Below are 25,705 nucleotides of genomic sequence, written 5' to 3'. Positions count from 1 at the left end.
GACTTAGCGTGGCCCTCCAAATCATCAGCCGGAGTGCCGCCATGCAAGATGCCACATCTCTTCCGACCACGTTCAAGGCGGCTGTCGCGCGACAGTTCGCCTATCGGCCGACCTTGCGTTACGTCCTCAGCCAGGAGATCCACAAGGTCCTGGTGAAGCATCACCCTGATCAGGCCACGGCCTCCATCGACCATGACCTTGCCGAGCCCTACACACTCATCCGTCCAGGCCTTGACGGGAAGCGGCATCCCGAGGCGCTGCTGTCGCTGCTGCTCAGTGTTTTCGTGCAAGGACAGAAGGTTGCCTTTGGCGTTCGCGACTCGCTTCGCCTGGAGGCCTTCGGTCGTGCCGCCCTTGAAGATTTCTTCGAACAGGTGACAGGCATCGATGCTGACGACGACTCGCTCACCGAGCTGTCCCTTGCCCCCATGAATGATGACCTCGATACCGTTCTCCAGTCGCTGATCCCGACGTTCCTGCAGGCGCACATACGTTTCTGGGAGCAGGACGATGCGATCGTCCCAGCCATCACCACGGTCAGCCGGCATGGTTGGATGCGGCAGGCGCTGAGGTCGACGCTGCTGCGCAGTGTCGCTCGTTCGGGGTGGCGTGACGAGGAACGGGACTGTCTCTACGAGGTGATGCTGGGGTTGCAGAAAGGCACCTCGGTATCGGCCATCGAACTGACGTTCACCCAGGACGGCACGTCATTCAGCCAGCTGTTGCCCGATCTGCTGATCGAAGCCGAACGCGAGGAGCGCGAGTTGATCGTGCGCTGCCAGCCCGGCGGGCGTGTCCAGGCGTTCGAATCGATCTCGGCGTTCATGGCCAGCCTGCATGCCGAACTGGCGCCGCGCCTGCTGTTCGATGAGCTGGCCTGGCAGCGCCGGACGTTCGACGCAGACCCTTTCCTGCAGCAGTCCGCCCTGTTGCTGAGCAGCCTGCTGGCGGATGTCGAACGGTTGCAGTTGTCCGATATCACCGACGCGGAGCAGCTCGAACAGACGCTGGCGCTACTGACCGATCCGTCGCGAATGTTCTATTCGGACGATCTGTTCACTGCCGACGCACCAACGGCCGGGGTGCCCGCGTGGCTGGCGGCGGCCTCGACGCAGGACCGCTTCGAGTATCAGGTGGCCATGCAGGACCTGGCCATTGCCCAGGCGCTTTCGCGGGGGAAGACATCGCTCGACGGGGTGGAGGACCTGCACGCCTTCACGGTGCGACGCCTGATCGAGCAGATGAGCCTGGATCATCCACAGGATCCAGAGTTGGCGCCCGATGAGCTGTTGATCCATGTGTCGGTGCCGGACCCGGTCATCGACAAGGAACTGCCGGTGGTGCTCAAGCCTGTTGGCGGCAAGACCTTGGTCGCGTATGCCGTCGAGCGTCTGGATGGGCTGCAGGATGCATTGATAACGTCTGTCGATCATCGTGATGGGCGGCCGATACCGGGCTGGATGACGCCTGTCTATGTCGCTGGCCTGGTCGAGGCGGTCGATATCGGGGGTACCTACCCGGCGTATGTGGCCGACAGACTGAACGACCCTGGGCAGCAGGCCGTGCGGATCGAGCGGTTCTCCCGGGAGTGGCGAAGCGCGCTGTTGTTCGATGCCCTGCGTGCCAAGGTCGATGGCGAACTGGACGGAGCCTGCTGGCGGGCACTGGCCGAATTCTGCCGCAGCGACAAGGATCTGAAGGCGAATGTCGACCTGGCGCCCCTGGCCTTCAAGGCCGAGCCGGACAGTCGCCAGCGCGACGCCGCCATGTGCATGTATGTCATTCGCCTGCACACGCCAAAGGCGGTCTTGCTGTATCGCCCGCTCTACCCGCAACGCACGTTGCTGAGCTTTGCCGATGAAGCCACCTTGATGACGGCGATCAGTGCTGTGGGGGATCTCCAAGACAGCGTCCTGCGGTGGCTGCCCGAGTCAGCGTTCAATGTCTATGCCCGGGGCGGCTTCCTCGAGCCTCATCTGCGCCGGGTCATTTTCGATACGTCGATCTGGCCGGAACCCGTCGAGCCGGCGAGCTTGTCGCTGGTCCCGTTCCTGGCGGACATCGATACCTGGATGTACGGCGACAAGCGCCAGGCGCTGATTGCGCTGGCGCAGCGTGAAACCCTCTCCAACACCCAGCAGCGCTGGTCCACCTTGAAGCGCTTTGGCTGGTTGCTGTTCGACCTCATCGCGCCGGTGCTGCCAGGCTCGCTGGGCAAGGTGGCCTGGGTCGCGAGCCTGCTGGCGCCGCTGCTGGAGCCTGAGCAGGCACCGCGGGTCGAAGGCGCCGATTCGGCGTTCGCCATCGACCTGGCGGCCAACCTGGCGATGGCGTTGCTGCATGAGCGACTCCCCGATACCCGCCAAGGCGTCGCCTTGCCGGCGCCGGCCCCCGTCAGGCTGGTGGAGCCGGCGCTGCGAGAGCCGTTGCGCTTGCCGCAGGTGGTCGGGCAGGTGCGGCATGAGCCGCTAGATAAGGCATTGAGTGAATGGAGCGGGCAGGTGTCGCTGGGACATGGCTGGGGAGCTGGCCCTGTCGAGCAGCGCGCCATGCTGCGGCCGTACCGGGCCAGCGTCGATCTGTCTGGCGTGGCGCCTGGCAATGACCTTTACCTGCTGGGCGGGCGCTTTTATGCCGCCGTGCTGGGCGATCACTACCAGGTCGTGCATGAGGACGAAGGGCGACGGATCGTCGGCCCGGCTGGCGAGCTCGGACCCTGGCTTTTTCATGATGGGGTCTGGCGGGTACGGAGCGACGGATTCGCCCTTGGCGGCGGCCCGAAGCAGGCGCGCGGGGCGCAGGTGACCCAGGCCGCCTTCGACCGCATCTCTGCTCGGCTCGACGAGCTGATCGAGACTTACAACAGGATGAGCAGGGAATCCAACGTGATGGATGCCCGCGAACTCAACAGCCGAGCCGAACTGGACAAAGTACAGGCGTTGCGGGACAAGGCCGCAGCGAATGAAAGCGGTCTGTCGCAAGAGGTACTCGACAGAATGCTGGGTTTGTACGACGACAATATACGTGCCAAGCGCAAAGTGTTCGAAGACGCACGTAGCGACTACGTCGCGCAGATGGAAGCCATGGTCGAGATCGATCTGAAGGTGGTTGACGATGCCCATAAGATGCTCGACATGCAGCGTTATCGCAGAGTCAACAGCGGGCTTGGACCCGAAGAGCTCAGAAGGTCGCTGGTGTTCGCCCGTGAAGCGATCGTGAGAGGGTGCTGGTTCAATCTCCCGCGTCTGGGTGAAATGATCGACTATCCCCGCATCAGCGAGATGGGGCAGGCATTGCACGGCCGGATTGTCAGTGACGTGCCGGAGCAGTACGAGGCTTTCCGGCAGCGCATGCGTGAAACGATCCCTTTGCAGGAGCGGATGATTAGGGCGAGTGCTCTGGTGGACCAGTTCCTGCCGCAGGTCGATCCGCAAGCTCCACTGGTGGCTGTGGTCGACGGCCCACCGAGGGTGCTGTTCGGTGAGCTTGCTGCGCAGCGTGCCCTGACCACTGTGGATATTCGGTTCCAGCAGGCTGTCCATTATTGCGAACTGGCGATTCATTACGAGATGGAGGATCCGACCGGCCAGCTCCCCCGGTATCGTCAGGCATTGATGAGCGTGCACCTGCGAGCCGCGGCCTTCGCGCATGGCGAAGTGCAGTTCGGCAGTCTGTCAGCCGCTGACCGGGTCGAGGCGTTGCAGAGTGCCTGGGATGAATACAGCGCGGCGATCATCAATGCGGTCGATATCAAGCGTGACGGGGGCAGCCTGGTGGACGTGGCCATGCTCGACCGTTACGTTGAGGTCATGCAGTCACTCAAGCAGGACGCTGGCGATCGCCTGGTGGAGGCGATTGGCGTGGAGGACGGGGAGCCTGCCCAGATGGGCGTCGCCTACGATCCTGGCGCTCGGGTCAGGGCGGTCGCGCGCAGGAGCGATGGCCAGATCGTGGTGGGTGATGTGGTCGAGGAGGGTGGCCGGAGGTCGATGGAGGTACGCGACCCCGGCACGCGTAGCAGAATCGTCCGTTTCGAGCAGGTGGGGCAGGCCTGGGTCGAGGTGGTGGAGCGCGCTGCTCCAGAGCTTGCGCCTGTCAGGGATGAGCTGTTGAGACAGGCGTTGACGGTGACCGCGGAAGATGCGTCGGTCATGGGCATGGCCGACGAGTACGTGGCCAAGCGGGTCCACCATCGCCTGCTGGAGCGGCTGGTGGACGAGCATGTCAGCAAGCTGCAGAAGCTGGCCGATGCGTTCGGGGACAATACCGGGGCAACCGCGCTATTGCTCAAGAACAAGCTTGCCCAGTGGCCGGCCAGGCGCGAGTCGTTGCTGTTGACGTTGCACACCGAAACGCGTTCCCCGGATTTCGAAAGCTTGCGCTTCCTCAGCGAGCGCAACCTCATCAAGGTTGAGTACCGGCCGAATCGCAAGCTGCTCAAGGACCGGACTGCCCTGGACGAGTACGCGATCCGATTGCTCAAGGGCAAGGAAGCCAAGTCAGAGAAGATCCTCTGGGCAGTGCATTACCACTACAACGGGCAGTCCGACCCGGCGGATGACTTCGTTCTGGCTCATATCAAGACCTGGGCGCAACGCCATTACGGTCGCGAGGACGCCAAGCGCCTGGCGGCCGACGGCGAACGTATTCACCGTGGGCCGCTGACCCGTGAACAGGCCAAGGAAATCATCGCCTGGGCGGGCAGGTCGAACGGCTGACGGTTGACCGCCTGTGCCATGGGCGGACATGGCTTGGTTGCCCCGTTCGGCGACCATCTGGCGCAGGCTTATCGGTTCGATGCCCTGACTCTTGAGCCGGGGCATCTGTTTTCGAGCAAGGTCGCGCTTGGGGGAGGTGCGTCAGCACCTGCGTCGTCGCCCAGGCGTTCGGCGACCGTCCCACGCTTTGCGAGGTGGCAAGCAAGCAGTTGCTGGCCGTCCTGCTGGAGCAACTGCCCTGGCTGGCTTTCGTTCAGCCCGCTCTGGAGTCCGCTGACGCTGGATAGTCCCGATCCCGACAGCGAATACTGGGCCACCAGCTCCCTGGTGGATGCCGTGCTGCAGGCACAGCTCGATGGCAAGCCAATCACGCTGGAGCCGTTGGACGAGCGTCATTACAACCTGGGCTTGCTTGCGCCCATCATTTCGCGGGCTCCAGCATGGCGAGCTGTTGATGTCCTCCATGCCGGTGGCCGACAGGATCGTGATCTTGCAGGAGGCGTGGGATGAATATGCCGCCGCGATCATCAATAGCCTGCAGATTGCGCGTACTGGCGGCATTGGACGCACTGCCGGCACAGCGCGAGCAGCTGTTGACAGAGGCCTACACCAACACGAAGTATCCAACCGCTGCAGCGTTGCGCTTTCTGCACAGGCACAAGCTGATCAAGGTGGAGTATGCGAGGCGTGACACCTCGCGAAACACCAGCCCGTTCGACGAGTTCAAGATCATCCGCCTGAAGGCCTCGGGTGTAAAGAAAGAGCAGGCCATCTGGGCCGCGCACTTTCATCTGAGCTCACAAGCCGCTCATCTGCAAGACTTCACCTTTGCTCACTTGAAGCTTTGGCCCAAGCGTTTCCAGGGGCATGCATACGAAGTGGCCAAGGGTGAGCGTGTGCACCGTGGGCCTTTGGTTCGTGAGGACATCACCGGCATCATTCCACTGACCTGATGCTCAGCGATTCGTGTAGCGCCCTTGGCGGCCGTGGGCCGGCATGGCCTGGTTGCCTCGTTCGGCGACCATCTGGCGCAGGCTGATCAGTTCGATGCCCTGGCTTTTGAGCCGGGGCATTTCTTTTTCCAGCACTTCGAGCGTTTGCGGGTAGGGGTGACCGATCAGCACTGCCGAGCCTTGCTTGCGCGCCAGGGCGACGCCTTGGCGTAGCTGGTCGGTGATGGCTTCGACGGTGCGCACATCATCGAGGAACACATCGCGTGACACGTGGGCGAGGCCGATCGCCTGGGCCTCGGCCGCGGCCACCGTGGCGGCGCTGGTGCGGCTGTCGACGAACAGCAGATGGCGCCGTTGCAGTTCGCTCATCAGCCAGCCCATCGGCGCGCGCTGGGCGGTCATGCGACTGCCCATGTGATTGTTGATGCCGGCGGCATAGGGCACCTTGGCCAGCGCCGCGTCCAGGCGGCGGGCCAGCTCCTCGATCGGCGTGCCGGGATGCCAGGCGTATGGGCCGGTGGCCGGGTCCATGGGCATGTGCAGGATCACCGTCTTGCCAGCCTTGTGCGCCTGGCGGGCGAAGTCGGTGGCGTGCGGGGTGTCGGGCATGATCGCCATCGTGACCGGGCCGGGGAGGGCGAGGGTGCGGCTGTCGCGTTCGCTGCTCTGGCCCAGGTCGTCGATGATGATGCTCATGTAGGCCTTGGCCGGCGCCGCCTGGGCGACGCCGGCCATGAGGCAGAACAGCGCGAACAGCAAGTAACGCATGGGAAGTGGTCAGTCGCCCTTGGTGATGTTCAGGCCCTTGAGCAGGCTGAGAGCCTGGCTGAGCTGGAAGTCGTTGTCCTGCGGGCGGTCCTTGCGCTTGCTGCTGCCGCTCGGGCGGTCGGCGCCGCCGTTGCCGTTGCCCAGGTGACCCTGCAGATCGGCTTCCTTGAAGTTGTCGTTGTCGGCCTCGGCGGTGAGCTTGGCCGGGCGCACCTCGATGTCCGGGACGATGCCCTGGGCCTGGATCGAGCGGCCATTGGGAGTGAAGTACAGCGCGGTGGTGAGCTTCAGCGCGCGGTCGTTGGCCAGCGGCAGCACGGTCTGCACCGAGCCCTTGCCGAAGCTGTCGGTGCCCATCAGCACGGCGCGCTTCTGGTCCTGCAGGGCGCCGGCGACGATTTCCGAGGCCGAGGCGCTGCCGCCGTTGATCAGCACCACCAGCGGCACGCCTTCGCTGGCGTCGGCCGGGTCGGCGGAGTAGCGCAGCTCGGAGTTGGCGATGCGGCCCTTGGTGTAGACGATCAGGCCCTTGGTCAGGAAGTGGTCGGCCACTTCCACCGCCGACTGCAGCACGCCACCGGGGTTGTTGCGCAGGTCCAGGACCACGCCGCGCAGCTTCTTGCCGTTGTCCTTGCGCAGCTTGGCCAGGGCCTTGCCCACTTCGTCGCCGGTCTTGACCTGGAACTGGGTGATACGGATGTAGCCGTAGTCGTTCTCCAGCAGCTGGCTCTTGACGCTCTTGACCTGGATCACCGCGCGCGCCAGCGTCACGTCGAATGGCGTGCCGCCATCGCGCACCAGCGTGAGGGTGATCTTTTCGCCGATCTTGCCGCGCATCTTGTCCACGGCTTCGGTCATGGTCTGGCCACGGGTCGGCGCGCCGTTGATCTTGACGATCAGGTCGCCCGCCTCGATGCCGGCACGGGAGGCCGGGGTGTCGTCGATGGGCGAGACCACCTTGACGAAGCCGTCCTCCATGCCGACCTCGATCCCCAGGCCACCGAACTCGCCGCTGGTGCTTTCCTGCAGCTCCTGGAAGTCCTCGGGGCCGAGGTAGGCCGAGTGCGGGTCGAGATTGCTGAGCATGCCTTTGATGGCGTTCTCCAGCAGGGTCTTGTCGTCCACCGGTTCGACATAGGCGGCCTTGATGCGGTCCATCACCTCGGCGAAGGTGCGCAGCTCTTCCAGCGGCAGCGGCGCCTTGGCGGTCACCTCGGTGGCCGGCTTGACCACGGCTGGCTTGGCCGGCTCGGCGGCAATGGCCAGGGGCGCGCCGACGACCAGGGCGATGGTCAGGGCCAGTTGGGTGAGACGAGGCGAGTGCAGCATGTCGAACGAACTCCTGATCCTGTTGGCGCTCCCGGCGGGAGCAGCGGTGCGGCCATTTCAGGGGCCGCGCCGTAAAAGTAGTCGGTGCCTAGCCGCGGCACCATTGCGCAGGGTCGGTCGGGCGGCCCTGCTGGCGAATCGCGAAGTACAGCCCGGCGCTGTCCTGGCCGCCGCTGTCGCCGACGGTGGAGATGGCCTCGCCGGCCTTGACGATGTCGCCGGCGCTCTTGAGCAGGCTCTGGTTGTGGCCGTACAGGCTCAGGTAACCGTTACCGTGATCGAGGATGACCAGAAGTCCGGCGCCGCGCAACCAGTCGGCGAACACCACGCGCCCGCCATGCACGGCGCGTACCTGGGTGCCGGCGCTGGCGCCGATCATCACCCCGTCCCATCGGGCCCGGGCATCGCCGCCGCGGCTATCGCCGAAGCGCGCTAGCAATCGACCATTGACCGGCCATGGAAGTTTTCCCCGGGCTGCAGAAAATGCCCCGCCGTAGCTGGCGCCATCGCTGGAAACCACCGGGCCGAGGGTGGTGCGGGCTTTTTTCGGCGCCTCTTCCGGCTCCGGGGCGCGGGCGGCCGCCAGGGCCTGCTCCTTGCGACGCTTTTCTTCTTCCTGTTTGGCCAGCAACGCGCGCTGGCGGGCCTCTTCGGCCTCGCGGGCCTGGCGGGCAAGGGTTTCCTCGATGGTCTTGAGTACCTTGCTCAGGTCGGCCTGGTCCTGTTCGCGGCTCTGCAGCTTCTGGTCGCGGGCTTTCAGGTCGCCATTGAGCTTGGCCAGTACCTGCTGGCGCTTGTCACGCTCGGCGACCAGGGCCTGGCGGCGGCTGTCGAGGTCGGCGCGCTGGGTCAGCAGCTGTTCCTGCTGGCGGGCGATGTCCTGCTCGACGTTGGCCAGCTGGCGCAGGGTTTCGTTGAACGCGCGCAGCTGGTCCATGCGCGCCTTGCTCAGGTAGTCGTAGTAGGCGAGGGTGCGTGCGAACTTCTCCGGGTTCTGCTGGTTGAGCAGCAGCTTGAGATATTCCTCGCGGCCATTGTTCTGGTAGGCCGAACGGGCCTGGATGGCAATCAGGCGTTGCTGTTCAACGCGGGCGCTCTGGAGTTTTTTTTTCTCGTGATCAAGGCGCTCCAGCTCGCCCTCGGTCTTTTTTAGTTCTTGCTGCAGCGCCTCCACTTGCTTCTCGAGTTTGCCGATGTCGGTCTCGGTGGACTTGAGGTCTTTCTGCACGCCGGCTTTTTCCTCCTGGAGCTTGCCCAGCATCTTCTTCAGCTCGGCGATGTCCTGGCGGGTGGCGTCCAGCTGTTGCTGGGTCTGCGCGCGCTCGTCGGCGAAGGCCGGGATGAGCAGGCATGACAAGGCGAGTAATAGAAGGGCGCGGAGCATGGGGTTGGGCGTACCAGGGATGGAGACTGGCCTAGTATGCCCGCCTGGGCGTGCAAAAAAAACGCCCCGTGGCGTGTGCGGCGGGGCGTTGGTCTGGAATTCATGCGTAAAGCGCGTCGCAATCCTCGTGGGAGCGGGCTTGTCCCGCGATAGCGGCCTGCGCTGGAACATCACTGCAGCAGATGACGCTATCGCGGGGCAAACCCGCTCCCATGGGGTTTTACTCGTCGACCAGGATCGATGTGCCGGTCATTTCCACCGGCTTTTCCAGCCCCAGCAGCTTGAGCATGGTCGGCGCCACGTCGGCCAGCACGCCGCCTTCACGGACCTTGACCTGGCGCTTGCCGACATAGATGAACGGCACCGGCTCGGTGGTGTGGGCGGTGTGCGCCTGGCCGGTGCACTCGTCTTCCATCTGCTCGACGTTGCCATGGTCGGCGGTGATCAGCGCTTCGCCGCCGACCTTGTCCAGGGCCTGGACGATACGCCCGACGCAGCCGTCCAGCGCTTCCACGGCCTTGACCGCGGCGTCGAACACGCCGGTGTGGCCAACCATGTCGCCGTTGGCGTAGTTGACCACGATCACGTCGTAGCGCTGCTGCTCGATGGCCTCGACGATGCGGTCGGTGACCTCGGGGGCGCTCATTTCCGGCTGCAGGTCGTAGGTGGCGACCTTCGGCGACGGGATCAGGATGCGTTCTTCGCCCTCGAACGGCTCTTCGCGGCCACCGGAGAAGAAGAAGGTGACGTGGGCGTATTTTTCGGTCTCGGCGATGCGCAGCTGGGTCTTGCCGTTCTTCGCCAGGTACTCGCCCAGCACGTTGTTCAGGCTGGCGGGGGCGAAGGCCGCGGGGGCCGGGATTTTCGCCGAATACTGGGTCAGGCCGATGTAGGCGGCCAGTTTTGGCAGGCGGGCGCGGGGGAATTCGTTGAAGTCGGGCTCGACGAACACGCGGGACAGCTCGCGGGCGCGGTCGGCGCGGAAGTTCATGAAGATCACGGCGTCGCCGTCCTCGACCTTGACCGCTTCGCCGATGCGCGTGGCCTTGACGAACTCGTCGCTCTCATCGCGTGCGTAGGCGGCCTCGAGGCCGGCCACGGCGGTCGGCGCGTTGTAGTCGGCGACGCTGTCGACGATCAGGTTGTAGGCGGCGCTGACGCGGTCCCAGCGGTTGTCGCGGTCCATGGCGAAGTAGCGGCCGATCAGGCTGGCGATACGGCCCTTGCCCAGGCGGGCGAAGGTCGCGTCGAGCAGCTCGATGGAGGATTGCGCGCTGCGCGGCGGCGTGTCGCGGCCATCGAGGAAGGCATGCAGGTAGATCTTCTCGGCGCCACGCTGCGCGGCCAGTTCGGCCATGGCGATCAGGTGGTCCTGGTGGCTGTGCACGCCGCCGTCGGAGAGCAGGCCGAGGATGTGCACGGCCTTGCCGGCGCCGACGGCCTTGTCCACCGCGCCGCCGAGCACGGGGTTCTCGAAGAACTCGCCGTCACGGATGGCCTTGGTGACACGGGTGAAGTCCTGGTACACCACACGGCCGGCGCCGAGGTTCATGTGACCGACTTCCGAGTTGCCCATCTGCCCGTCGGGCAGCCCCACGTCCATGCCGGAGCCGGAAATCAGACCGTGCGGCTGGGTGGCGCGCAGGCGGTCGTAGACCGGAGTGTTGGCGGCGAAGATGGCGTTGTATTCGGGGCTTTCGCTGTGACCGAAGCCATCCAGGATGATCAGGACCAGGGGTTTAGGCGTACTCGTCATCAATCAAACTCACGGTTGTTCAAAGATGATAAAGACACGCATTTTAGGGCAAATGCGCCAGCGACGGCGAATATTCCTCCCATCGCCCGACAGGCGCGGTCAGGCATGCAACATGAAGCCGGCTTTGCGGCCGGCCCGGTGGGCTTTGGCGGTCATGGGGGGCTGTGTATACTGGCCGCCATTTTCAATCGCCTGGAACACCCCTGATGGTTGCTAACCTGATCCAATTTGCGACAAACCACTTCATCCTGGTGGCGATCTTCGTTGTACTGCTGGTGCTGCTGCTGATCAACGAAATCCGTCGCGGCGGCCAGAGCCTGAGCAATGGCCAGCTGACCGCGCTGGTCAATGCCGAGAAGGGCGTGGTGATCGATATCCGCCCCGCCAAGGAATACTCCGCCGGGCATATCGTCGGCGCGCTGAACATTCCCCAGGACAAAGTGGCCGGTCGCATGGCCGAGCTGGAAAAACACAAAGAGAAGACCCTGATCGTCGTCGACGCGATGGGCCAGCAGTCCGGTACCATCTGCCGCGAGCTGCTCAAGGCTGGCTACACCGCTGCCAAGCTCAGCGGTGGCGTTTCCAGCTGGAAAGCCGATAACCTGCCCCTGGTGAAGTGATATGAAGCCCGTCATCGTTTATTCCAGCGACTACTGCCCCTACTGCATGCGCGCCAAGTACCTGCTCGAGAGCAAGGGCGTGGCGTTCGAGGAGATCAAGGTCGACGGCAAGCCCCAGGTCCGCGCCGAAATGAGCCAGAAGGCCGGCCGTACCTCGGTGCCGCAGATCTGGATCGGCAGCACGCACGTCGGTGGATGCGATGACCTCTATGCCCTGGAGCGCGCGGGCAAGCTCGACGCGCTGCTGGCGGCCTGATTCGCACTGCATTCAAGAACATTAGGAAAAGGATCTGCAATGACTGACCAACAGACCAACGGCGCTGCCGAAGACAACTCCCCGCAATTCTCCCTGCAGCGCATCTACGTGCGCGATCTGTCGTTCGAGGCCCCGAAAAGCCCGCAGATCTTCCGCCAGCAGTGGGAGCCGAGCGTCTCGCTGGACCTGAACACCCGCCAGAAGGCCCTGGAAGGCGACTTCCACGAAGTGGTGCTGACCCTGTCGGTGACCGTGAAAAACGGTGACGAAGTAGCCTTCATCGCCGAAGTGCAGCAGGCTGGCATCTTCCTGATCGCCAATCTGGACGCGGCCTCGATGAGCCACACCCTTGGCGCGTTCTGCCCGAACATCCTGTTCCCGTACGCCCGCGAGACCCTGGACAGCCTGGTGACCCGTGGTTCGTTCCCGGCCCTGATGCTGTCGCCGGTCAACTTCGACGCCCTGTACGCGCAAGAGATGCAGCGCATGCAGGAAGCCGGTGAAGTGCCGACCGTGCAGTGATTGCAGCGGCAACTGAAAAGGCGACCCTCGAGGTCGCCTTTTTGTTGCGTTGCCGCTGCGCCGGGCCCTTCGCGGGTGAGCCCGCGAAGGGCCCGTACAGCCACCGCATCAGCTGCCGGCGAACCCCTGCTGCCGCCACGCCTCGTAGACCGTCACCGCCACGGTATTGGACAGGTTCAGGCTACGGCACCCCGGTCGCATCGGCAGGCGCAGGCGTTGCTCGGCGGGCAGGCTGTCCAGCACCTCGGCGGGCAGCCCGCGGCTCTCGGGGCCGAACAGGAAGGCGTCGCCTGGCTGGTACTCGACCTCATGGAACGGGTGCGAGCCCTTGGTGGTGAAGGCGAACAGCCGTGGATTGCCCAGACTCTCCAGGCATCCGGCCAGGCTGTCGTGGCGCTTGAGCGTGGCATACTCGTGGTAATCCAGCCCTGCCCGGCGCAGGCGCTTGTCATCCAGTTCGAAGCTTATCGGCTCGATCAGATGCAGGTCGCAGCCGCTGTTGGCGCACAGGCGGATGATGTTGCCGGTATTCGGCGGAATTTCTGGTTGAAAAAGGATGACGTGAAACATGCACGGCTCCAGGCGTGAAGATGACGGGCATTCTACCCTCGAACCGGACCTGCGTTCGAAGGCCTTCCCACGCGTGATCCTGTCGCTGGCCATCGTCGGGCTGATGGTGGGCATGATGATCGGCCGCCTGACCTCGCCCGAAGAGCGGATGCTGGAGCAGGTAACGGTGGTGCAGGATGGGCTCGACCTGTGGTTCAACGAGGAACCGCAGCTGCATGGCGAGCATGTCGAGGGGACCGTGGCCGTGGTGTTCGAGGCCCAAGGCAAGGCCCAGCGCGGCCAACTGATGCTGCAGGGCAAGCCGGTGGGCTGGCGCCTGCAGAAGAGCGATCAAGGGTTGCTGCTGACCGTGGTGGCCGCCCGCCCCCTGCGCGGGGAGTGGACCGGCGCGAAGGATGACGGGCGTTGGCGGGTGCAGGTCAGGCTGCACGAATAAAAGAGGGGATGTCCCGGCCTGCCTGTACCGAGGTCCCCGAAACTTGCGCGATTGCAAATTAAAGAGGGGGTATCCCGGCCTGCCTGTACCGAGGCCCCCGAAACTGGAGATACGGTGTCTATTGCAGGGGGCGTGCCAGGTTTTAGATGCCTGAAAACGCTGGCGTTGATGGCTGTCTGGCCAGAATTTGACGGGTTTTTTGCCTTCACTCGGTGCAAGCGGCACAGGTTCGGTGCATCGAAGCATCGCGGGCTTGCCCCGCGATGTCCTTTAAGCACTGTGATCAGTGCTCTTCACCTTCGTCATCATCCCCGCCATCGACCTTCATCCCCAGCTCCTTGATCTTGCGCGTCAGGGTATTGCGCCCCCAGCCCAGCAGCACCGCGGCATCGCGACGGCGGCCGGCGGTGTGCTTGAGCGCGGTCTCGATCATGATCCGCTCGAAACTCGGCACGGCGCTGTCGAGCAGGTTCGACTGGCCGCGTGCCAGGGCCTGGTCGGCCCACTGGCGCAGGGCCTGCTCCCAGTTGGTCACCGGCGTGGCGTCCTGAGGCAGGTTGAGCAGCTCCGGCGGCAGGTCGCCGATCAGCACCTCGCGGCTGGAAGCCATCACGGTGATCCAGCGGCAGGTGTTCTCCAGCTGGCGCACGTTGCCCGGCCACGGCAGGTTGCGAATGAACGCTTCGGTTTCCGGCTTGAGCAGCTTGGGCTCCACCGCCAGTTCCTGGGCGGCGCGGCCGAGGAAGTGGCGGGCCAGCGCGGGGATGTCCTCGCGGCGATCGGCCAGGCGCGGGATATGAATGCGGATGACATTGAGCCGGTGGAACAAGTCTTCGCGGAACTTGCCGGCCTGCACCAGTGACTCGAGATTCTGGTGGGTGGCGGCGATGATGCGCACGTCCACCTTCACCGGCACGTGGCCGCCGACCCGGTAGAACTCGCCATCGGCCAGCACCCGCAACAGACGGGTCTGGGTGTCGGCGGGCATGTCGCCGATCTCGTCGAGGAACAGCGTGCCGCCATCGGCCTGTTCGAAACGACCCCGGCGCAGGTTGGCCGCACCGGTGAAGGCGCCTTTTTCGTGGCCGAACAGCTCGGACTCCATCAGGTCCTTGGGGATCGCCGCCATGTTCAGGGCGATGAACGGGGCCGCCGCGCGCGGGCTGTGGCGGTGCAGGGCGTGGGCCACCAGCTCCTTGCCGGTGCCGGACTCGCCGTTGATCAGTACGGTGATGTTGGAGTGGCTCAGGCGGCCGATGGCGCGGAACACCTCCTGCATCGCCGGGGCCTCGCCGATGATCTCGGGCGTGCGGGCCAGAGCCTGGGGCACGTCCAGCGCCTGCTGCTCCTGGGCATGCTGGTTGGCGCGCTTGACCAGCGACACCGCCTCGTCGACGTCGAACGGCTTGGGCAGGTACTCGAAGGCGCCGCCCTGGTACGAAGCCACGGCGCTGTCCAGGTCGGAATGGGCAGTCATGATGATCACCGGCAGGCGCGGGTGCTGCTCGCGGATCTGCGCCAGCAGGTCGAGGCCGCTGGCCCCCGGCATGCGGATATCGGAAATGATCACGTCCGGTTGCTGGCGGGCCAGGCGGCCCATGACGCCATCGGCGCTGTCGAAGCTCTGGGTGGTCATGCCTTCCTGTTGCAGGGCTTTTTCCAGGACCCAGCGGATGGAGCGATCATCGTCGACGATCCAGACGGTTTCACTTCGGCTCATGAGGCGGTGGCTCCTTGTTCCAGGGGCAGGTAGATCGAGAAGGCGGTATGCCCAGGGTGGCTTTCGCATTCGATCAGACCCTGGTGCTGGCTGATGATGTTCTGGGTGATGGCCAGGCCCAGCCCGGTACCGTCCGGGCGGCCGCTGACCATGGGATAGAAGAGGGTGTCCTGCAGTTCCACGGGAATGCCCGGGCCGTTGTCGACGATCTCGACCCGGGCCACCAGGCGGTGGCGCACATGGCCGATGGTGAACTGGCGCACCGCGCGGCTGCGCAGGGTGATGCGGCCCAGGCGCAGCTCGTTCTGGCTGCTGATGGCCTGCATGGCGTTGCGCACGATGTTGAGCACGGCCTGGATCATCTGTTCGCGGTCGATCAGTACGTCCGGCAGGCTCGGGTCGTAGTCGCGCACCAGGGTGATGCCACCCTGGCTTTCCGCCTCGACCAGGCTGCAGACCCGTTCGAGCACTTCGTGGATGTTGGTCATGGCCAGCGAGGGCAGCTTGTTCGAGCCCAGCATGCGGTCGACCAGGTTACGCAGGCGGTCGGCTTCCTCAATGATCACGTTGGTGTAGTCGCGCAGGCCATCTTCGGGCAGCTCGCGGGCCAGCAGCTGTGCCGCGCCGCGAATCCCGCCCAGCGGGTTCTTGATCTCGTGGGCCAGGCCGCGCACCAGCATCTTGGTGGTTTCCTGCTTGCTCAGCTGGGCTTCTTCCTTGGTGATGCGCAGCAGCCGATCACGTGGGTGAACCTCCAGCAGCAACAGGGTCTGGCCCTGGTGCAGGATCGGCGTCACCGCGTAGTCCACGGTGATGCTCTGCCCGGTCAGCGAGGTCAGCTGCGCTTCGCGCTTGGTGAACGGGTGCGCCTGCTCGACCGCCTGGCGCAGCGAGTTGAGCGCCTCGGCCGACTCGGTGAACAGCTCGCTGATGAACTGCCCATGGCTGCGCTGCCCGCTGACGGCCAGGAGCATTTCCGCGGCCGGATTCATGTATTCCAGGCGCAGCTCGCCGTTGAGCAGCAAGGTGGCGGTGGTCAGGTTGTCCAGGAGCAGACGGTGCTGTGCATCGCTGATGGTCATAAGGCGTCGTTGACCTCTTTTGGCACATTGGCGCCCCGGGACCTGCCGGGGCGCACAGGGATGGCGTGCTGGATGCAGTGAAAATGCAAGAACCAAACCAAGGCTCCGAAAAGAAGCGGAAATTCCGGACAAAGCCCTGGATAGGCGCGAGTTCAGGCCAGAAAGCCCTGGTTTATCGATTCTTGTGACCCAAATTGGGATGCATGATGGGGCGTGCATCCTATCCATGCACCAATATGGAGCATAGGGTGATCAAGGTATTTTGCACAGCTGGCCGCTGGCACGGACCAAGGCAAGATGGCGGGTCGGGTCCTGTGTGCGCTGTCTCAGGGCATCGGCCAGGCGGTCGGCGCACGCGCAGGGCGGTGCCTGGTCGAAGCGGGCGAGGGCGTCGAGCAGTTGGTCCTGCAGATGGTCCAGCGCCGGGCGGATATCGTGGCTCAGGTCGCGCCGCGGGAGGTTGGGCGCCTGGCGGGCGAGGTGCCAGCTGTCGAGCAGGTGATACTGGAGCAGCTTGTTGGCCTCCATCTGGTCGGCGAAGAATGCTTCGGCCCGGGCCGGCGCCAGCTGATGGGAGGGGGCGGCCTGGCGCACGCTGGCCAGTACCTGCGCTTCGCGAACGCTGGCCTGCACCGGTTGCTGGCGGTCCCACTTGTGCAGGGCGACTGCTTCGGCGAGGTCCAGGCGTCGCTCGAGGGTGTCGAGCAAGTGCCCGAGTGCCGGTGTGGGCGGCGCAGGGGAGGCGCAGCCGGACAAGGTCAGGCTGCAGATCAGGGCAAGGGAGGTACGCATGGTGGTCTCCTGGGGGGATGGAGACCTGAGTCTCTGCAGTTGATCGAGGGTGGCTATAGGTTTAGTCCGATCTTGCAGTCGCGCAAACGAAAACGGCCTCCCGAGGGAGGCCGTTTCAGATCGATGTCGGTGACGCCAGGCGTCGCCTACATCAAACGCTGTAGTACAGGTCGTATTCCAGCGGGTGGACGAAGGTACGGACCTTGATCTCTTCTTCCGATTTCAGCTCGATGTAGGCATCGATGAAGTCGTCGGAGAACACGCCGCCCTTGGTCAGGAACGCACGGCCCTTGTCCAGCTCTTCCAGGGCTTCCTTCAGGCTGCCGCAAACCTGTGGGATCTCTTTCGCCTCTTCAGGCGGCAGGTCGTACAGGTTCTTGTCGGCGGCGTCGCCTGGGTGGATCTTGTTCTGGATGCCGTCCAGGCCGGCCATCAGCAGGGCGGCGAAGCACAGGTACGGGTTGGCGGCCGGGTCCGGGAAGCGCGCTTCGATACGGCGGGCTTTCGGGCTGGAAACGTAAGGAATACGGATCGAGGCCGAACGGTTGCGGGCCGAGTAAGCCAGCATCACCGGGGCTTCGAAGCCTGGCACCAGACGCTTGTAGGAGTTGGTGGCCGGGTTGGTGAAGCCGTTCAGGGCCTTGCCGTGCTTGATGATGCCGCCGATGAAGTACAGGGCGGTGTCGGACAGGCCGGCATAGCCTTCGCCGGAGAAGGTGTTCTTGCCATCCTTGGAGATGGACATGTGCACGTGCATGCCCGAGCCGTTGTCGCCGTACAGTGGCTTCGGCATGAAGGTGGCGGTCTTGCCGTAGGCGTCGGCCACGTTGTGCACGCAGTACTTCAGGGTCTGGACTTCGTCAGCCTTGGTCACCAGGGTGTTGAAGCGCACGCCGATCTCGTTCTGGCCGGCGGTGGCCACTTCGTGGTGGTGAACTTCGACGACCAGGCCCATCTCCTCCATGGCGTTGCACATGGCGGTGCGGATTTCGTGGTCGTGGTCGCACGGCGGAACCGGGAAGTAGCCGCCCTTGACGGCAGGGCGGTGGCCCTTGTTGCCGCCGTCGACGTCCTGGTCGGTCATCCAGGAGCCTTGCTCGGAGTAGATCTTGAACATCGAGCCGGAGATGTCCGACTTGAACTTGACCTGGTCGAAGATGAAGAACTCAGGCTCCGGGCCCACCAGGACGGTGTCACCGATACCGGTCGACTTCAGGAACTCCTCGGCACGCTTGGCGATGGCGCGCGGGTCGCGGTCGTAGCCCTGCATGGTGGACGGCTCGATCACGTCGCAGACCAGGATCAGGGTCGGCTCTTCGGTGAACGGGTCCAGCACGGCGGACGAGTCGTCCGGCATCAGGATCATGTCGGAGGCTTCGATGCCTTTCCAGCCTTCGATCGACGAGCCGTCGAACATCTTGCCAGCTTCGAAGAAGTCCTCATCCAGCGCGTCGCGAGCCGGCATGGTGACGTGGTGCTGCTTGCCTTTGGTGTCCGTGAAACGCAGATCAATCCACTTGACGTCATGATCCTTGATGAGTTGAACCGACTTCGACATGTTGTCCTCCGGATGGTCTAGGGCGCGGTGGGCCGCTGCCCTGGAAAAAGAGTGTCGCCGGGCGCGGATAGTCGGCCAAGCTTACCTGCCTCACAAGGGAGCAAATTGCATGCCAGTGCCCGAAAATGGCGAGCGCGGGATAAAAGGGGGCGTTTGCGGGTATTTACGAGGTGACGGGGTGGAAAGACTGCACCCTTTGAAGGCGCTTTTTGAATTTGACGCACTATTTTGGTGCAATGACGTGGTCTTGTGCTTCTTTCGGGAGCCCTTTCGTGGGTAAGCCCGCTCCCACAGAATCTGCACCGGCTTCAATGACTGTGCGATCCCTGTGGGAGCGGGTTCACCCGCGAAAGGGCCCGTGCAGGCGCTGTAGAAGTCCCCTGTTGCATTCATCTCAAAGCTTCTGATCAAAAGTTGCTCAAACCTTGAGCAATTTCCGCTATAATTCGCGCCCCCTAATTTCGGCAGGCCCGGCGCGCGCTGTTAAACCAATGAAACTTATCGTCAAAGTCTTCCCGGAAATCACCATCAAGAGCCGGCCGGTGCGCAAGCGCTTCATCCGCCAGCTCGGCAAGAACATCCGCAACGTGCTCAAGGATCTCGATCCTGAGCTCGTGGTCGATGGTGTCTGGGACAACCTCGAAGTGGTCACCCGCGTCGAGGACGAGAAGATCCAGCGCGAGATGATCGAGCGCCTCACCTGCACCCCGGGTATCACCCACTTCCTGCAGGTCGAGGAGTACCCGCTGGGCGACTTCGACGATATCGTCGCCAAGTGCAAGCACCATTTTGGCCACCTGCTGGCCGGCAAGCACTTTGCCGTGCGTTGCAAGCGTGGCGGCCACCACGACTTCACCTCGATGGACGTCGACCGCTACGTCGGCAGCCAGCTGCGCCAGCAGTGCGGCGCAGCCGGCATCGAGCTGAAGAAGCCAGAAGTGCTGGTACGCATCGAGATCCGCGACCAGCGCCTGTACGTGATCCACAACCAGCACAACGGCATCGGCGGCTACCCGCTGGGCGCCCTGGAGCAGACCCTGGTGCTGATGTCCGGTGGTTTCGACTCCACCGTGGCGGCCTACCAGATGATGCGCCGTGGCCTGATGACCCACTTCTGCTTCTTCAACCTCGGTGGCCGTGCCCACGAGCTGGGCGTGATGGAAGTGGCCCACTACCTGTGGAAGAAATACGGCAGCAGCCAGCGCGTGCTGTTCATCAGCGTGCCGTTCGAGGAAGTGGTCGGCGAGATTCTCAACAAGGTCGACAACAGCTACATGGGCGTGACCCTCAAGCGCATGATGCTGCGCGGCGCCGCGCGCATGGCCGACCGCCTGGAGATCGATGCGCTGGTCACCGGCGAGGCAATCTCCCAGGTCTCCAGCCAGACCCTGCCGAACCTGTCGATCATCGATTCGGCCACCGACAAGCTGGTGCTGCGCCCGCTGCTGGCCAGCCACAAGCAGGACATCATCGACCAGGCTACCGAGATCGGCACCGCCGACTTCGCCAAGCACATGCCCGAATACTGCGGCGTGATCTCGGTGAACCCGACCACCCATGCCAAGCGTCACCGCATGGAGCATGAAGAGAAGCAGTTCGACATGGCGGTGCTGGAGCGCGCCCTGGAGCGCGCCAAGTTCATCTCCATCGACCATGTGATCGACGAGCTGGGCAAGGATATCGAAATCGAAGAGGTGGCCGAGGCCCTGCCGGGCCAGATCGTCATCGACATTCGTCACCCCGATGCCCAGGAAGACGAACCCCTGGTGCTCGAAGGCGTCGAAGTCCAGGCCATGCCGTTCTACGCGATCAACAGCAAGTTCAAGCACCTGGATGCCAACCGCCAGTACCTGCTGTATTGCGACAAGGGTGTGATGAGCCGTCTGCACGCACACCACCTGCTCAGTGAGGGACATGCCAATGTGCGTGTTTATCGTCCGACATAAGACGCCAGGGCTGTATGGCGGCAGCATCCGCCATCGCCCTCCCGACCGCCGGGCCCGCTGAGCCTTAAACAGTACATATTGGCCGCCTACACTGGCGGCAACCGAATCCTCTGATCGAGATACAGTTGTGATCGAAAATCTGCGTAACATCGCCATCATCGCCCACGTTGACCATGGTAAAACCACCCTGGTCGACAAACTCCTGCGCCAGTCCGGCACCCTGGAGCGTAACGAGCTCAACGACGAGCGCGTCATGGACTCCAACGACCAGGAAAAAGAGCGCGGCATTACCATTCTGGCGAAGAACACCGCCATCAACTGGAACGGCTACCACATCAACATCGTCGACACCCCCGGCCACGCCGACTTCGGTGGCGAGGTGGAGCGTGTGATGTCGATGGTCGACTCCGTGCTGCTGCTGGTCGACGCCCAGGACGGCCCGATGCCGCAAACCCGCTTCGTGACCAAGAAGGCCTTCGAAGCCGGTCTGAAGCCGATCGTCGTGATCAACAAGGTCGACCGTCCGGGCGCGCGTCCTGACTGGGTTCTGGACCAGATCTTCGACCTGTTCGACAACCTCGGCGCCACCGACGACCAGCTGGACTTCCAGGTTGTCTACGCCTCGGCCCTGAACGGCATCGCCGGTCTCGACCACACCGCCATGGCCGAAGACATGACCCCGCTGTACCAGTCGATCATCGACAACGTACCGGCGCCGGCTGTCGACCGTGACGGCCCGTTCCAGATGCAGATCTCCGCACTGGACTACAACAGCTTCCTCGGTGTCATCGGCGTTGGCCGTATCGCCCGTGGTCGCGTCAAGCCGAACACCCCGGTCGTCGCCATCGACACCAACGGCAAGAAGCGTAACGGCCGTATCCTCAAGCTGATGGGCCACCACGGCCTGCACCGCGTCGACGTCGAAGAAGCCCAGGCGGGCGACATCGTCTGCATCAGCGGTTTCGACGAGCTGTTCATCTCCGACACCCTGTGCGACATCAACGTCGTTGAGGCGATGAAGCCGCTGACCGTCGACGAGCCGACCGTTTCGATGACCTTCCAGGTCAACGACTCGCCGTTCTGCGGCAAGGAAGGCAAGTTCGTGACTTCCCGCAACATCAAGGAACGTCTGGACAAAGAGCTGCTGTACAACGTTGCACTGCGCGTTGAAGAAGGCGACTCGGCCGACAAGTTCAAGGTTTCCGGCCGTGGTGAGCTGCACCTGTCGGTTCTGATCGAAACCATGCGTCGTGAAGGCTTCGAGATGGCCGTGGGCCGTCCTGAAGTGATCATCCGTGAAGTCAACGGCGTGAAGCAGGAACCGTTCGAGAACGTCACCATCGACATCCCTGAGGAATCCCAGGGCAAGGTCATGGAAGAGATGGGCCTGCGTAAAGCCGACCTGACCAACATGGCGCCGGATGGCAAGGGTCGCGTGCGTCTGGAGTACAACGTACCGGCGCGTGGTCTGATCGGTTTCCGTAACCAGTTCCTGACCCTGACCAACGGTGCTGGCATCCTGACCTCGATCTTCGATCGCTACGACACCATGAAGTCGGGCCAGATGTCCGGCCGTCTGAACGGTGTTCTGGTTTCGATCGAGACCGGCAAGGCGCTGACCTACTCGCTGGAAACCCTGCAGGCTCGTGGCAAGCTGTTCATCGAGCACGGCCAGGACATCTACAACGGTCAGATCATCGGCCTGAACAGCCGTGACAACGACCTGGGCGTGAACCCGACCAAAGGCAAGAAGCTCGACAACATGCGTGCTTCGGGCAAGGACGAAGTCATCGCCCTGGTTCCGCCGGTTCGCCACACCCTCGAGCAGGCTCTGGAGTTCATCCAGGACGACGAGCTGTGCGAAGTCACGCCGAAGTCGATCCGTCTGCGCAAGAAGATCCTCGACGAAGGCGAGCGTACCCGCGCTGCCAAGAAAGCCAAGAACTGAGTCATTAGTTCAGGCTGAATGAAAAAACGCCCCCGGTCGAAAGGCCGGGGGCGTTTTTGTTTGCCTTGAGAAATTGGGGCCGCTTTGCGGCCCTTTCGCGACACAAGGCCGCTCCTACAGGAGATAGCGGGCCCTTGTAGGAGCGGCCTTGTGTCGCGAAAGGGCTGCAAGGCAGCCCCAGGATGTCAAAAGCAAAGCAGGATCAACGGGTGGCCACCTTGGGCTTGTAAGCGCAATACCCCGGCCGCGGCCCGACCTTGGGATGATTGCGGCAGGTATCCGGGCGCTTGTCGTAAATGGTGCACAGCCGGCTCTTGCGGTCCAGATAGAGGCAGTCGTCGTTGCTCATCCGGGTCAGGGTGAAGATCCCCGACTTCTGGTTGAAGCGTTCGATGATGCCGTCCTTCTGCAGGCGCTTGGCGATGTTCTTCGGTGGTTCGTCCTTTTCGAATTCGTCCACCACGCCGATGCGGATCAGATCCTTGATCTTCACCTCCACCGGCAGGGTGCAGCAGGTCGAGTGGCAGCCACCGCACATGTGGCTGGCATAGCGCTGCCAGGTCTCCAGGCGGTCGACTTCGGCGGCGGCGATCAGGGTCGGTTTCATGGTTGCGGTTTTATTCTTGCAAGGGAAATCACGGTTTTGGGGCGCGCGATCATACCGGAGTTGTTCAATTTGTGAACAACCTTTTGCCGGTTCGGCGAGCGGTCGATGAAAACCGCGAACCGTCGCTGTCGCTCCGTGTCAGAGCGTCTAGGCTGAACAATCTCCCAGCGCTTTCGCCCACTTGCCCGAGGATGCCCCATGTCCCAGGAAAATCAGGCCCGCGACGCCAAGGTCCCGACGACCGCCGAGGCACATGACGCGCAGGTGGCCGCCTTTCGTGCCGCCGTGCTGGCCAAGCTGACCTACGCGGTCGGCAAGGATCCGGAACACGCCTTCGACCATGACTGGTTCGAAGCCATCGCCCTGGCCGCCCGCGACCACATGGTCGACCACTGGATGGACCACACCCGCCAGGCCTACCGGCGAAGCCAGAAGCGCGTCTATTACCTTTCCCTCGAATTCCTCATCGGCCGGCTGCTGTACGACAGCCTGAGCAACCTGGGCTATCTGGAGATCGCCCGGGAAGCGCTGCAGGACCTCGATGTCGACCTGGAGCGCATCCGCCTGCTCGAACCCGACGCGGCGCTGGGCAACGGTGGCCTGGGGCGCCTGGCGGCGTGCTTCATGGAGAGCATGTCGACGCTCGGCATCGCCGCCCACGGTTATGGCATCCGCTATGAGCACGGCTTGTTCCGCCAGGCCGTGGTCGATGGCTGGCAGCAGGAGCAGACCGAGAACTGGCTGGACTTCGGCAACCCCTGGGAGTTCGAACGCGCCGAGGTGATCTACCCGATCAGCTTCGGCGGCAGCGTCGAGACGGTGCACGAAAGCAATGGCCAGCAGCGCCAGGTCTGGTGGCCGGGCGAGACGGTGCGAGCGGTGGCCTACGACACGCCGGTGGTCGGCTGGCGCGGCGCCAGCGTCAACACCCTGCGCCTGTGGCGGGCCCGGGCGCTGGAAGAGCTGCACCTGGAGCGTTTCAATGCCGGCGATCACCTGGGCGCGGTGGCCGAGGTGGCGCGGGCCGAAAGCATCTCGCGGGTGCTGTACCCGGCCGACAGCACCGAAGCCGGGCAAGAGTTGCGCCTGCGTCAGGAGTACTTCTTCGTCTCTGCCTCGCTGCAGGACCTGTTGCGCCGCCACCTGAACATGCACAAGGACCTGCTCAACCTGCCGGAAGCCGCCGCCATCCAGCTCAACGACACCCACCCGTCGATTGCCGTCGCCGAGCTGATGCGGCTGCTGGTGGACCAGCACGAAATCCCCTGGGACAAGGCCTGGGAGCTGACGGTCGGGACCCTGGCCTACACCAACCACACGTTGCTGCCCGAGGCTCTGGAAACCTGGCCGGTGGCGCTGATGGAGCGCATGCTGCCGCGGCACATGCAGATCATCTACCTGATCAACGCCTACCACATCGATGCGCTGCGGGCGAAAGGCCTGCACGACTTCGACGTGTTGCGCGCGGTGTCGCTGATCGAGGAAGACAACGGCCGGCGGGTGCGCATGGGCAACCTGGCGTTCCTGGGCTCGCACAGTGTCAACGGCGTGTCGGCGCTGCACAGCAAACTGATGAAGAGCACGGTGTTCGCCGAGCTGCACAAGCTCTACCCGCAGCGGATCAACAACAAGACCAACGGCATCACCTTCCGCCGCTGGCTGTACCAGTCCAACCCGCAACTCACCGCGATGCTGATCGAGGCATTGGGCGCGCAGGTGCTGGACGACCCGGAAGGCAAGCTCAAGGGTTTGGTGCCGTTCGCCGACAAGGCCACCTTCCGCAAGCAGTTCGCCGCTCAGCGCCTGCACAGCAAGCGCGCCCTGGCCAGCATCATCCAGGATCGGCTGGGGGTGACGGTCAACCCGGAGGCGCTGTTCGATGTCCAGGTCAAGCGCATCCACGAGTACAAGCGTCAGCTGCTCAACCTGCTGCACACCGTGGCGCTGTACCAGGCCATGCGCAACGACCCCGGCACCGACTGGGTGCCGCGGGTGAAGATCTTCGCCGGCAAGGCCGCGGCCAGCTACCACCAGGCCAAGCTGATCATCAAGCTGGCCAACGACATCGCCCGGGTGGTCAACAACGACCCGACCGTGCGCGGCCTGCTCAAGGTGGTGTTCCTGCCCAACTACAACGTCAGCCTGGCCGAGAGCATCATTCCGGCGGCGGACCTGTCCGAGCAGATCTCCACCGCCGGCTACGAGGCGTCGGGCACCAGCAACATGAAGTTCGGCCTCAACGGCGCGCTGACCATCGGCACGCTCGATGGCGCCAACGTCGAGATGTGCGAGCAGGTCGGCGCCGAGAACATGTTCATCTTCGGTCTGACCGCCCAGCAGGTGGAGGCGCGCAAGCGCAGCGGCGATTTCGGCGCCGCCGCGGCGATCGCCGCCTCGCATCGCCTGGGCGACGTGCTGCAGGCGATCCGCAGCGGGGTGTTCTCGCCGGACGATCCGGCGCGTTACGCCGGGCTGGTGGATGGGCTGATCGCCTATGACCGCTTCCTGGTGTGCGCCGACTTCGATGCCTACTGGGATGCCCAGCGCCGCGTCGAGGAGCTGTGGCATGCGCCGCAGGAGTGGTGGCGCATGGCGGTGCTGAACACGGCGCGGATGGGCTGGTTCTCGTCGGACCGGACCATTCGCGAGTATGCGACCGAGATCTGGAAGGCGTTGGATTGAGGCCGCAGCCTGCTCAATCGCTGCAGGAGCGGCCTTGTGTCGCGAAAGGGCCGCGCAG

The 25,705-nt window shown here is 63.9% G+C and carries 20 protein-coding genes; 10 read left to right on the top strand and 10 right to left on the bottom strand.

Features of this window, described 5'->3' with window-relative positions:
* Window positions 1-41: 41 nt before the first annotated feature.
* Genes N7422_RS20590 through N7422_RS20580 form a run of 3 tightly spaced genes read left to right on the top strand, consistent with a single transcriptional unit; the run spans window position 42 to window position 5,671 of the window.
* On the top strand, window positions 42-4,718 hold the full coding sequence (locus tag N7422_RS20590; protein WP_279808278.1) for a DUF6543 domain-containing protein: 4,677 nt from the start codon (window positions 42-44) through the stop codon (window positions 4,716-4,718).
* A gap of 33 nt (window positions 4,719-4,751) precedes the next feature.
* The gene (locus N7422_RS20585; RefSeq protein WP_279808277.1) at window positions 4,752-5,228 is read left to right on the top strand and encodes a hypothetical protein; all 477 of its coding nucleotides are present in this window, start codon (window positions 4,752-4,754) and stop codon (window positions 5,226-5,228) included.
* Window positions 5,225-5,671, top strand: a complete 447-nt coding sequence (locus N7422_RS20580) for a hypothetical protein (protein WP_279808276.1) — start codon at window positions 5,225-5,227, stop codon at window positions 5,669-5,671. Before N7422_RS20585 ends, N7422_RS20580 begins: the two co-directional genes overlap by 4 nt.
* A 3-nt stretch (window positions 5,672-5,674) precedes the next feature.
* Here N7422_RS20580 and N7422_RS20575 read toward each other — a convergent pair whose 3' ends face one another.
* From N7422_RS20575 to gpmI, 4 genes are all read right to left on the bottom strand, one after another.
* Window positions 5,675-6,439, bottom strand: coding sequence for a divergent polysaccharide deacetylase family protein (locus N7422_RS20575; protein ID WP_279808275.1), 765 nt, complete (start codon window positions 6,437-6,439; stop codon window positions 5,675-5,677).
* Between the two features lie 9 nt (window positions 6,440-6,448).
* Window positions 6,449-7,768, bottom strand: a complete 1,320-nt coding sequence (locus tag N7422_RS20570; RefSeq protein ID WP_279808274.1) for a S41 family peptidase — start codon at window positions 7,766-7,768, stop codon at window positions 6,449-6,451.
* A gap of 88 nt (window positions 7,769-7,856) precedes the next feature.
* Window positions 7,857-9,152 (bottom strand): murein hydrolase activator EnvC, encoded by a 1,296-nt coding sequence (locus tag N7422_RS20565; RefSeq protein WP_279808273.1) that lies wholly within the window; start codon window positions 9,150-9,152, stop codon window positions 7,857-7,859.
* A gap of 220 nt (window positions 9,153-9,372) precedes the next feature.
* A complete protein-coding gene (gene gpmI, locus N7422_RS20560; RefSeq protein WP_279808272.1) occupies window positions 9,373-10,908 on the bottom strand; it encodes a 2,3-bisphosphoglycerate-independent phosphoglycerate mutase in 1,536 nt (511 codons plus the stop codon).
* Window positions 10,909-11,114: 206 nt separating this feature from the next.
* On the opposite strand from gpmI, the gene N7422_RS20555 reads away from it, so the two are divergent.
* From N7422_RS20555 to secB, 3 genes are read left to right on the top strand one after another with little or no spacing between them, the layout of a single operon-like run.
* Entirely contained in the window at window positions 11,115-11,528 is a 414-nt protein-coding gene (locus tag N7422_RS20555; protein WP_279808271.1) for a rhodanese-like domain-containing protein, read from the top strand.
* Between the two features lies 1 nt (window position 11,529).
* Complete coding sequence (gene grxC / locus N7422_RS20550) at window positions 11,530-11,784, top strand: glutaredoxin 3 (RefSeq protein ID WP_003249204.1); 255 nt, start codon at window positions 11,530-11,532, stop codon at window positions 11,782-11,784.
* 39 nt (window positions 11,785-11,823) lie between these two features.
* Entirely contained in the window at window positions 11,824-12,306 is a 483-nt protein-coding gene (gene secB, locus N7422_RS20545) for a protein-export chaperone SecB (protein WP_279808270.1), read from the top strand.
* 108 nt (window positions 12,307-12,414) lie between these two features.
* Here the strand turns inward: secB and trmL are convergent, their stop codons facing one another.
* Window positions 12,415-12,876 carry a tRNA (uridine(34)/cytosine(34)/5-carboxymethylaminomethyluridine(34)-2'-O)-methyltransferase TrmL gene (trmL, locus tag N7422_RS20540; RefSeq protein ID WP_279808269.1) on the bottom strand — a complete coding sequence of 154 codons (462 nt, stop codon included), beginning with the start codon at window positions 12,874-12,876 and terminating at the stop codon, window positions 12,415-12,417.
* Between trmL and N7422_RS20535 the strand changes: the two genes are divergently transcribed.
* Entirely contained in the window at window positions 12,875-13,312 is a 438-nt protein-coding gene (locus N7422_RS20535) for a hypothetical protein (protein ID WP_279808268.1), read from the top strand. The two genes, trmL and N7422_RS20535, sit on opposite strands and share 2 nt — an antisense overlap.
* A 283-nt stretch (window positions 13,313-13,595) precedes the next feature.
* Here the strand turns inward: N7422_RS20535 and ntrC are convergent, their stop codons facing one another.
* From ntrC to glnA, 4 genes are all read right to left on the bottom strand, one after another.
* Window positions 13,596-15,032: a nitrogen regulation protein NR(I) gene (gene ntrC, locus N7422_RS20530; protein ID WP_279808267.1), complete on the bottom strand. Its 1,437-nt coding sequence runs from the start codon at window positions 15,030-15,032 to the stop codon at window positions 13,596-13,598.
* Entirely contained in the window at window positions 15,029-16,114 is a 1,086-nt protein-coding gene (gene glnL / locus N7422_RS20525; protein WP_279808266.1) for a nitrogen regulation protein NR(II), read from the bottom strand. The genes ntrC and glnL overlap by 4 nt, the downstream gene beginning before the upstream one ends.
* Window positions 16,115-16,366: 252 nt before the next feature.
* Window positions 16,367-16,906 carry a chorismate mutase gene (locus N7422_RS20520; protein ID WP_279808265.1) on the bottom strand — a complete coding sequence of 180 codons (540 nt, stop codon included), beginning with the start codon at window positions 16,904-16,906 and terminating at the stop codon, window positions 16,367-16,369.
* Window positions 16,907-17,057: 151 nt separating this feature from the next.
* A complete protein-coding gene (gene glnA / locus N7422_RS20515; protein WP_279808264.1) occupies window positions 17,058-18,464 on the bottom strand; it encodes a glutamate--ammonia ligase in 1,407 nt (468 codons plus the stop codon).
* A gap of 491 nt (window positions 18,465-18,955) precedes the next feature.
* Here glnA and thiI point away from each other — a divergent pair, with 491 nt between their 5' ends.
* Together thiI and typA are read left to right on the top strand one after the other, a co-directional pair.
* The gene (gene thiI / locus N7422_RS20510) at window positions 18,956-20,410 is read left to right on the top strand and encodes a tRNA uracil 4-sulfurtransferase ThiI (protein WP_279808263.1); all 1,455 of its coding nucleotides are present in this window, start codon (window positions 18,956-18,958) and stop codon (window positions 20,408-20,410) included.
* Between the two features lie 127 nt (window positions 20,411-20,537).
* Window positions 20,538-22,358 carry a translational GTPase TypA gene (gene typA / locus N7422_RS20505; protein ID WP_279808262.1) on the top strand — a complete coding sequence of 607 codons (1,821 nt, stop codon included), beginning with the start codon at window positions 20,538-20,540 and terminating at the stop codon, window positions 22,356-22,358.
* A 202-nt stretch (window positions 22,359-22,560) separates the two neighbouring features.
* Here the strand turns inward: typA and N7422_RS20500 are convergent, their stop codons facing one another.
* Window positions 22,561-22,965 (bottom strand): YkgJ family cysteine cluster protein, encoded by a 405-nt coding sequence (locus N7422_RS20500; RefSeq protein ID WP_198744613.1) that lies wholly within the window; start codon window positions 22,963-22,965, stop codon window positions 22,561-22,563.
* A 198-nt stretch (window positions 22,966-23,163) separates the two neighbouring features.
* Here N7422_RS20500 and N7422_RS20495 point away from each other — a divergent pair, with 198 nt between their 5' ends.
* Entirely contained in the window at window positions 23,164-25,647 is a 2,484-nt protein-coding gene (locus N7422_RS20495) for a glycogen/starch/alpha-glucan phosphorylase (RefSeq protein WP_279808261.1), read from the top strand.
* Window positions 25,648-25,705 lie beyond the last annotated feature (58 nt).

Origin of the sequence: Pseudomonas sp. GD04091 (assembly GCF_029836165.1) — a bacterium.
Taxonomy (GTDB): Bacteria; Pseudomonadota; Gammaproteobacteria; order Pseudomonadales; family Pseudomonadaceae; genus Aquipseudomonas.
This window is presented reverse-complemented; position numbering and strand designations above follow the sequence as displayed.

Excerpts from the sequence above, each read along its gene's own strand:
- thiI (WP_279808263.1), top strand. The coding sequence starts at position 18,956 with ATGAAACTTATCGTCAAAGTCTTCCCGGAAATCACCATCAAGAGCCGG.
- N7422_RS20575 (WP_279808275.1), bottom strand. The coding sequence starts at position 6,439 with ATGCGTTACTTGCTGTTCGCGCTGTTCTGCCTCATGGCCGGCGTCGCC.
- glnL (WP_279808266.1), bottom strand. The coding sequence starts at position 16,114 with ATGACCATCAGCGATGCACAGCACCGTCTGCTCCTGGACAACCTGACC.
- gpmI (WP_279808272.1), bottom strand. The coding sequence starts at position 10,908 with ATGACGAGTACGCCTAAACCCCTGGTCCTGATCATCCTGGATGGCTTC.
- N7422_RS20495 (WP_279808261.1), top strand. The coding sequence starts at position 23,164 with ATGTCCCAGGAAAATCAGGCCCGCGACGCCAAGGTCCCGACGACCGCC.
- N7422_RS20570 (WP_279808274.1), bottom strand. The coding sequence starts at position 7,768 with ATGCTGCACTCGCCTCGTCTCACCCAACTGGCCCTGACCATCGCCCTG.
- N7422_RS20555 (WP_279808271.1), top strand. The coding sequence starts at position 11,115 with ATGGTTGCTAACCTGATCCAATTTGCGACAAACCACTTCATCCTGGTG.
- N7422_RS20520 (WP_279808265.1), bottom strand. The coding sequence starts at position 16,906 with ATGCGTACCTCCCTTGCCCTGATCTGCAGCCTGACCTTGTCCGGCTGC.
- N7422_RS20500 (WP_198744613.1), bottom strand. The coding sequence starts at position 22,965 with ATGAAACCGACCCTGATCGCCGCCGCCGAAGTCGACCGCCTGGAGACC.
- trmL (WP_279808269.1), bottom strand. The coding sequence starts at position 12,876 with ATGTTTCACGTCATCCTTTTTCAACCAGAAATTCCGCCGAATACCGGC.
- N7422_RS20565 (WP_279808273.1), bottom strand. The coding sequence starts at position 9,152 with ATGCTCCGCGCCCTTCTATTACTCGCCTTGTCATGCCTGCTCATCCCG.
- N7422_RS20535 (WP_279808268.1), top strand. The coding sequence starts at position 12,875 with ATGCACGGCTCCAGGCGTGAAGATGACGGGCATTCTACCCTCGAACCG.
- N7422_RS20580 (WP_279808276.1), top strand. The coding sequence starts at position 5,225 with ATGAATATGCCGCCGCGATCATCAATAGCCTGCAGATTGCGCGTACTG.
- ntrC (WP_279808267.1), bottom strand. The coding sequence starts at position 15,032 with ATGAGCCGAAGTGAAACCGTCTGGATCGTCGACGATGATCGCTCCATC.
- secB (WP_279808270.1), top strand. The coding sequence starts at position 11,824 with ATGACTGACCAACAGACCAACGGCGCTGCCGAAGACAACTCCCCGCAA.
- N7422_RS20590 (WP_279808278.1), top strand. The coding sequence starts at position 42 with ATGCAAGATGCCACATCTCTTCCGACCACGTTCAAGGCGGCTGTCGCG.
- glnA (WP_279808264.1), bottom strand. The coding sequence starts at position 18,464 with ATGTCGAAGTCGGTTCAACTCATCAAGGATCATGACGTCAAGTGGATT.
- grxC (WP_003249204.1), top strand. The coding sequence starts at position 11,530 with ATGAAGCCCGTCATCGTTTATTCCAGCGACTACTGCCCCTACTGCATG.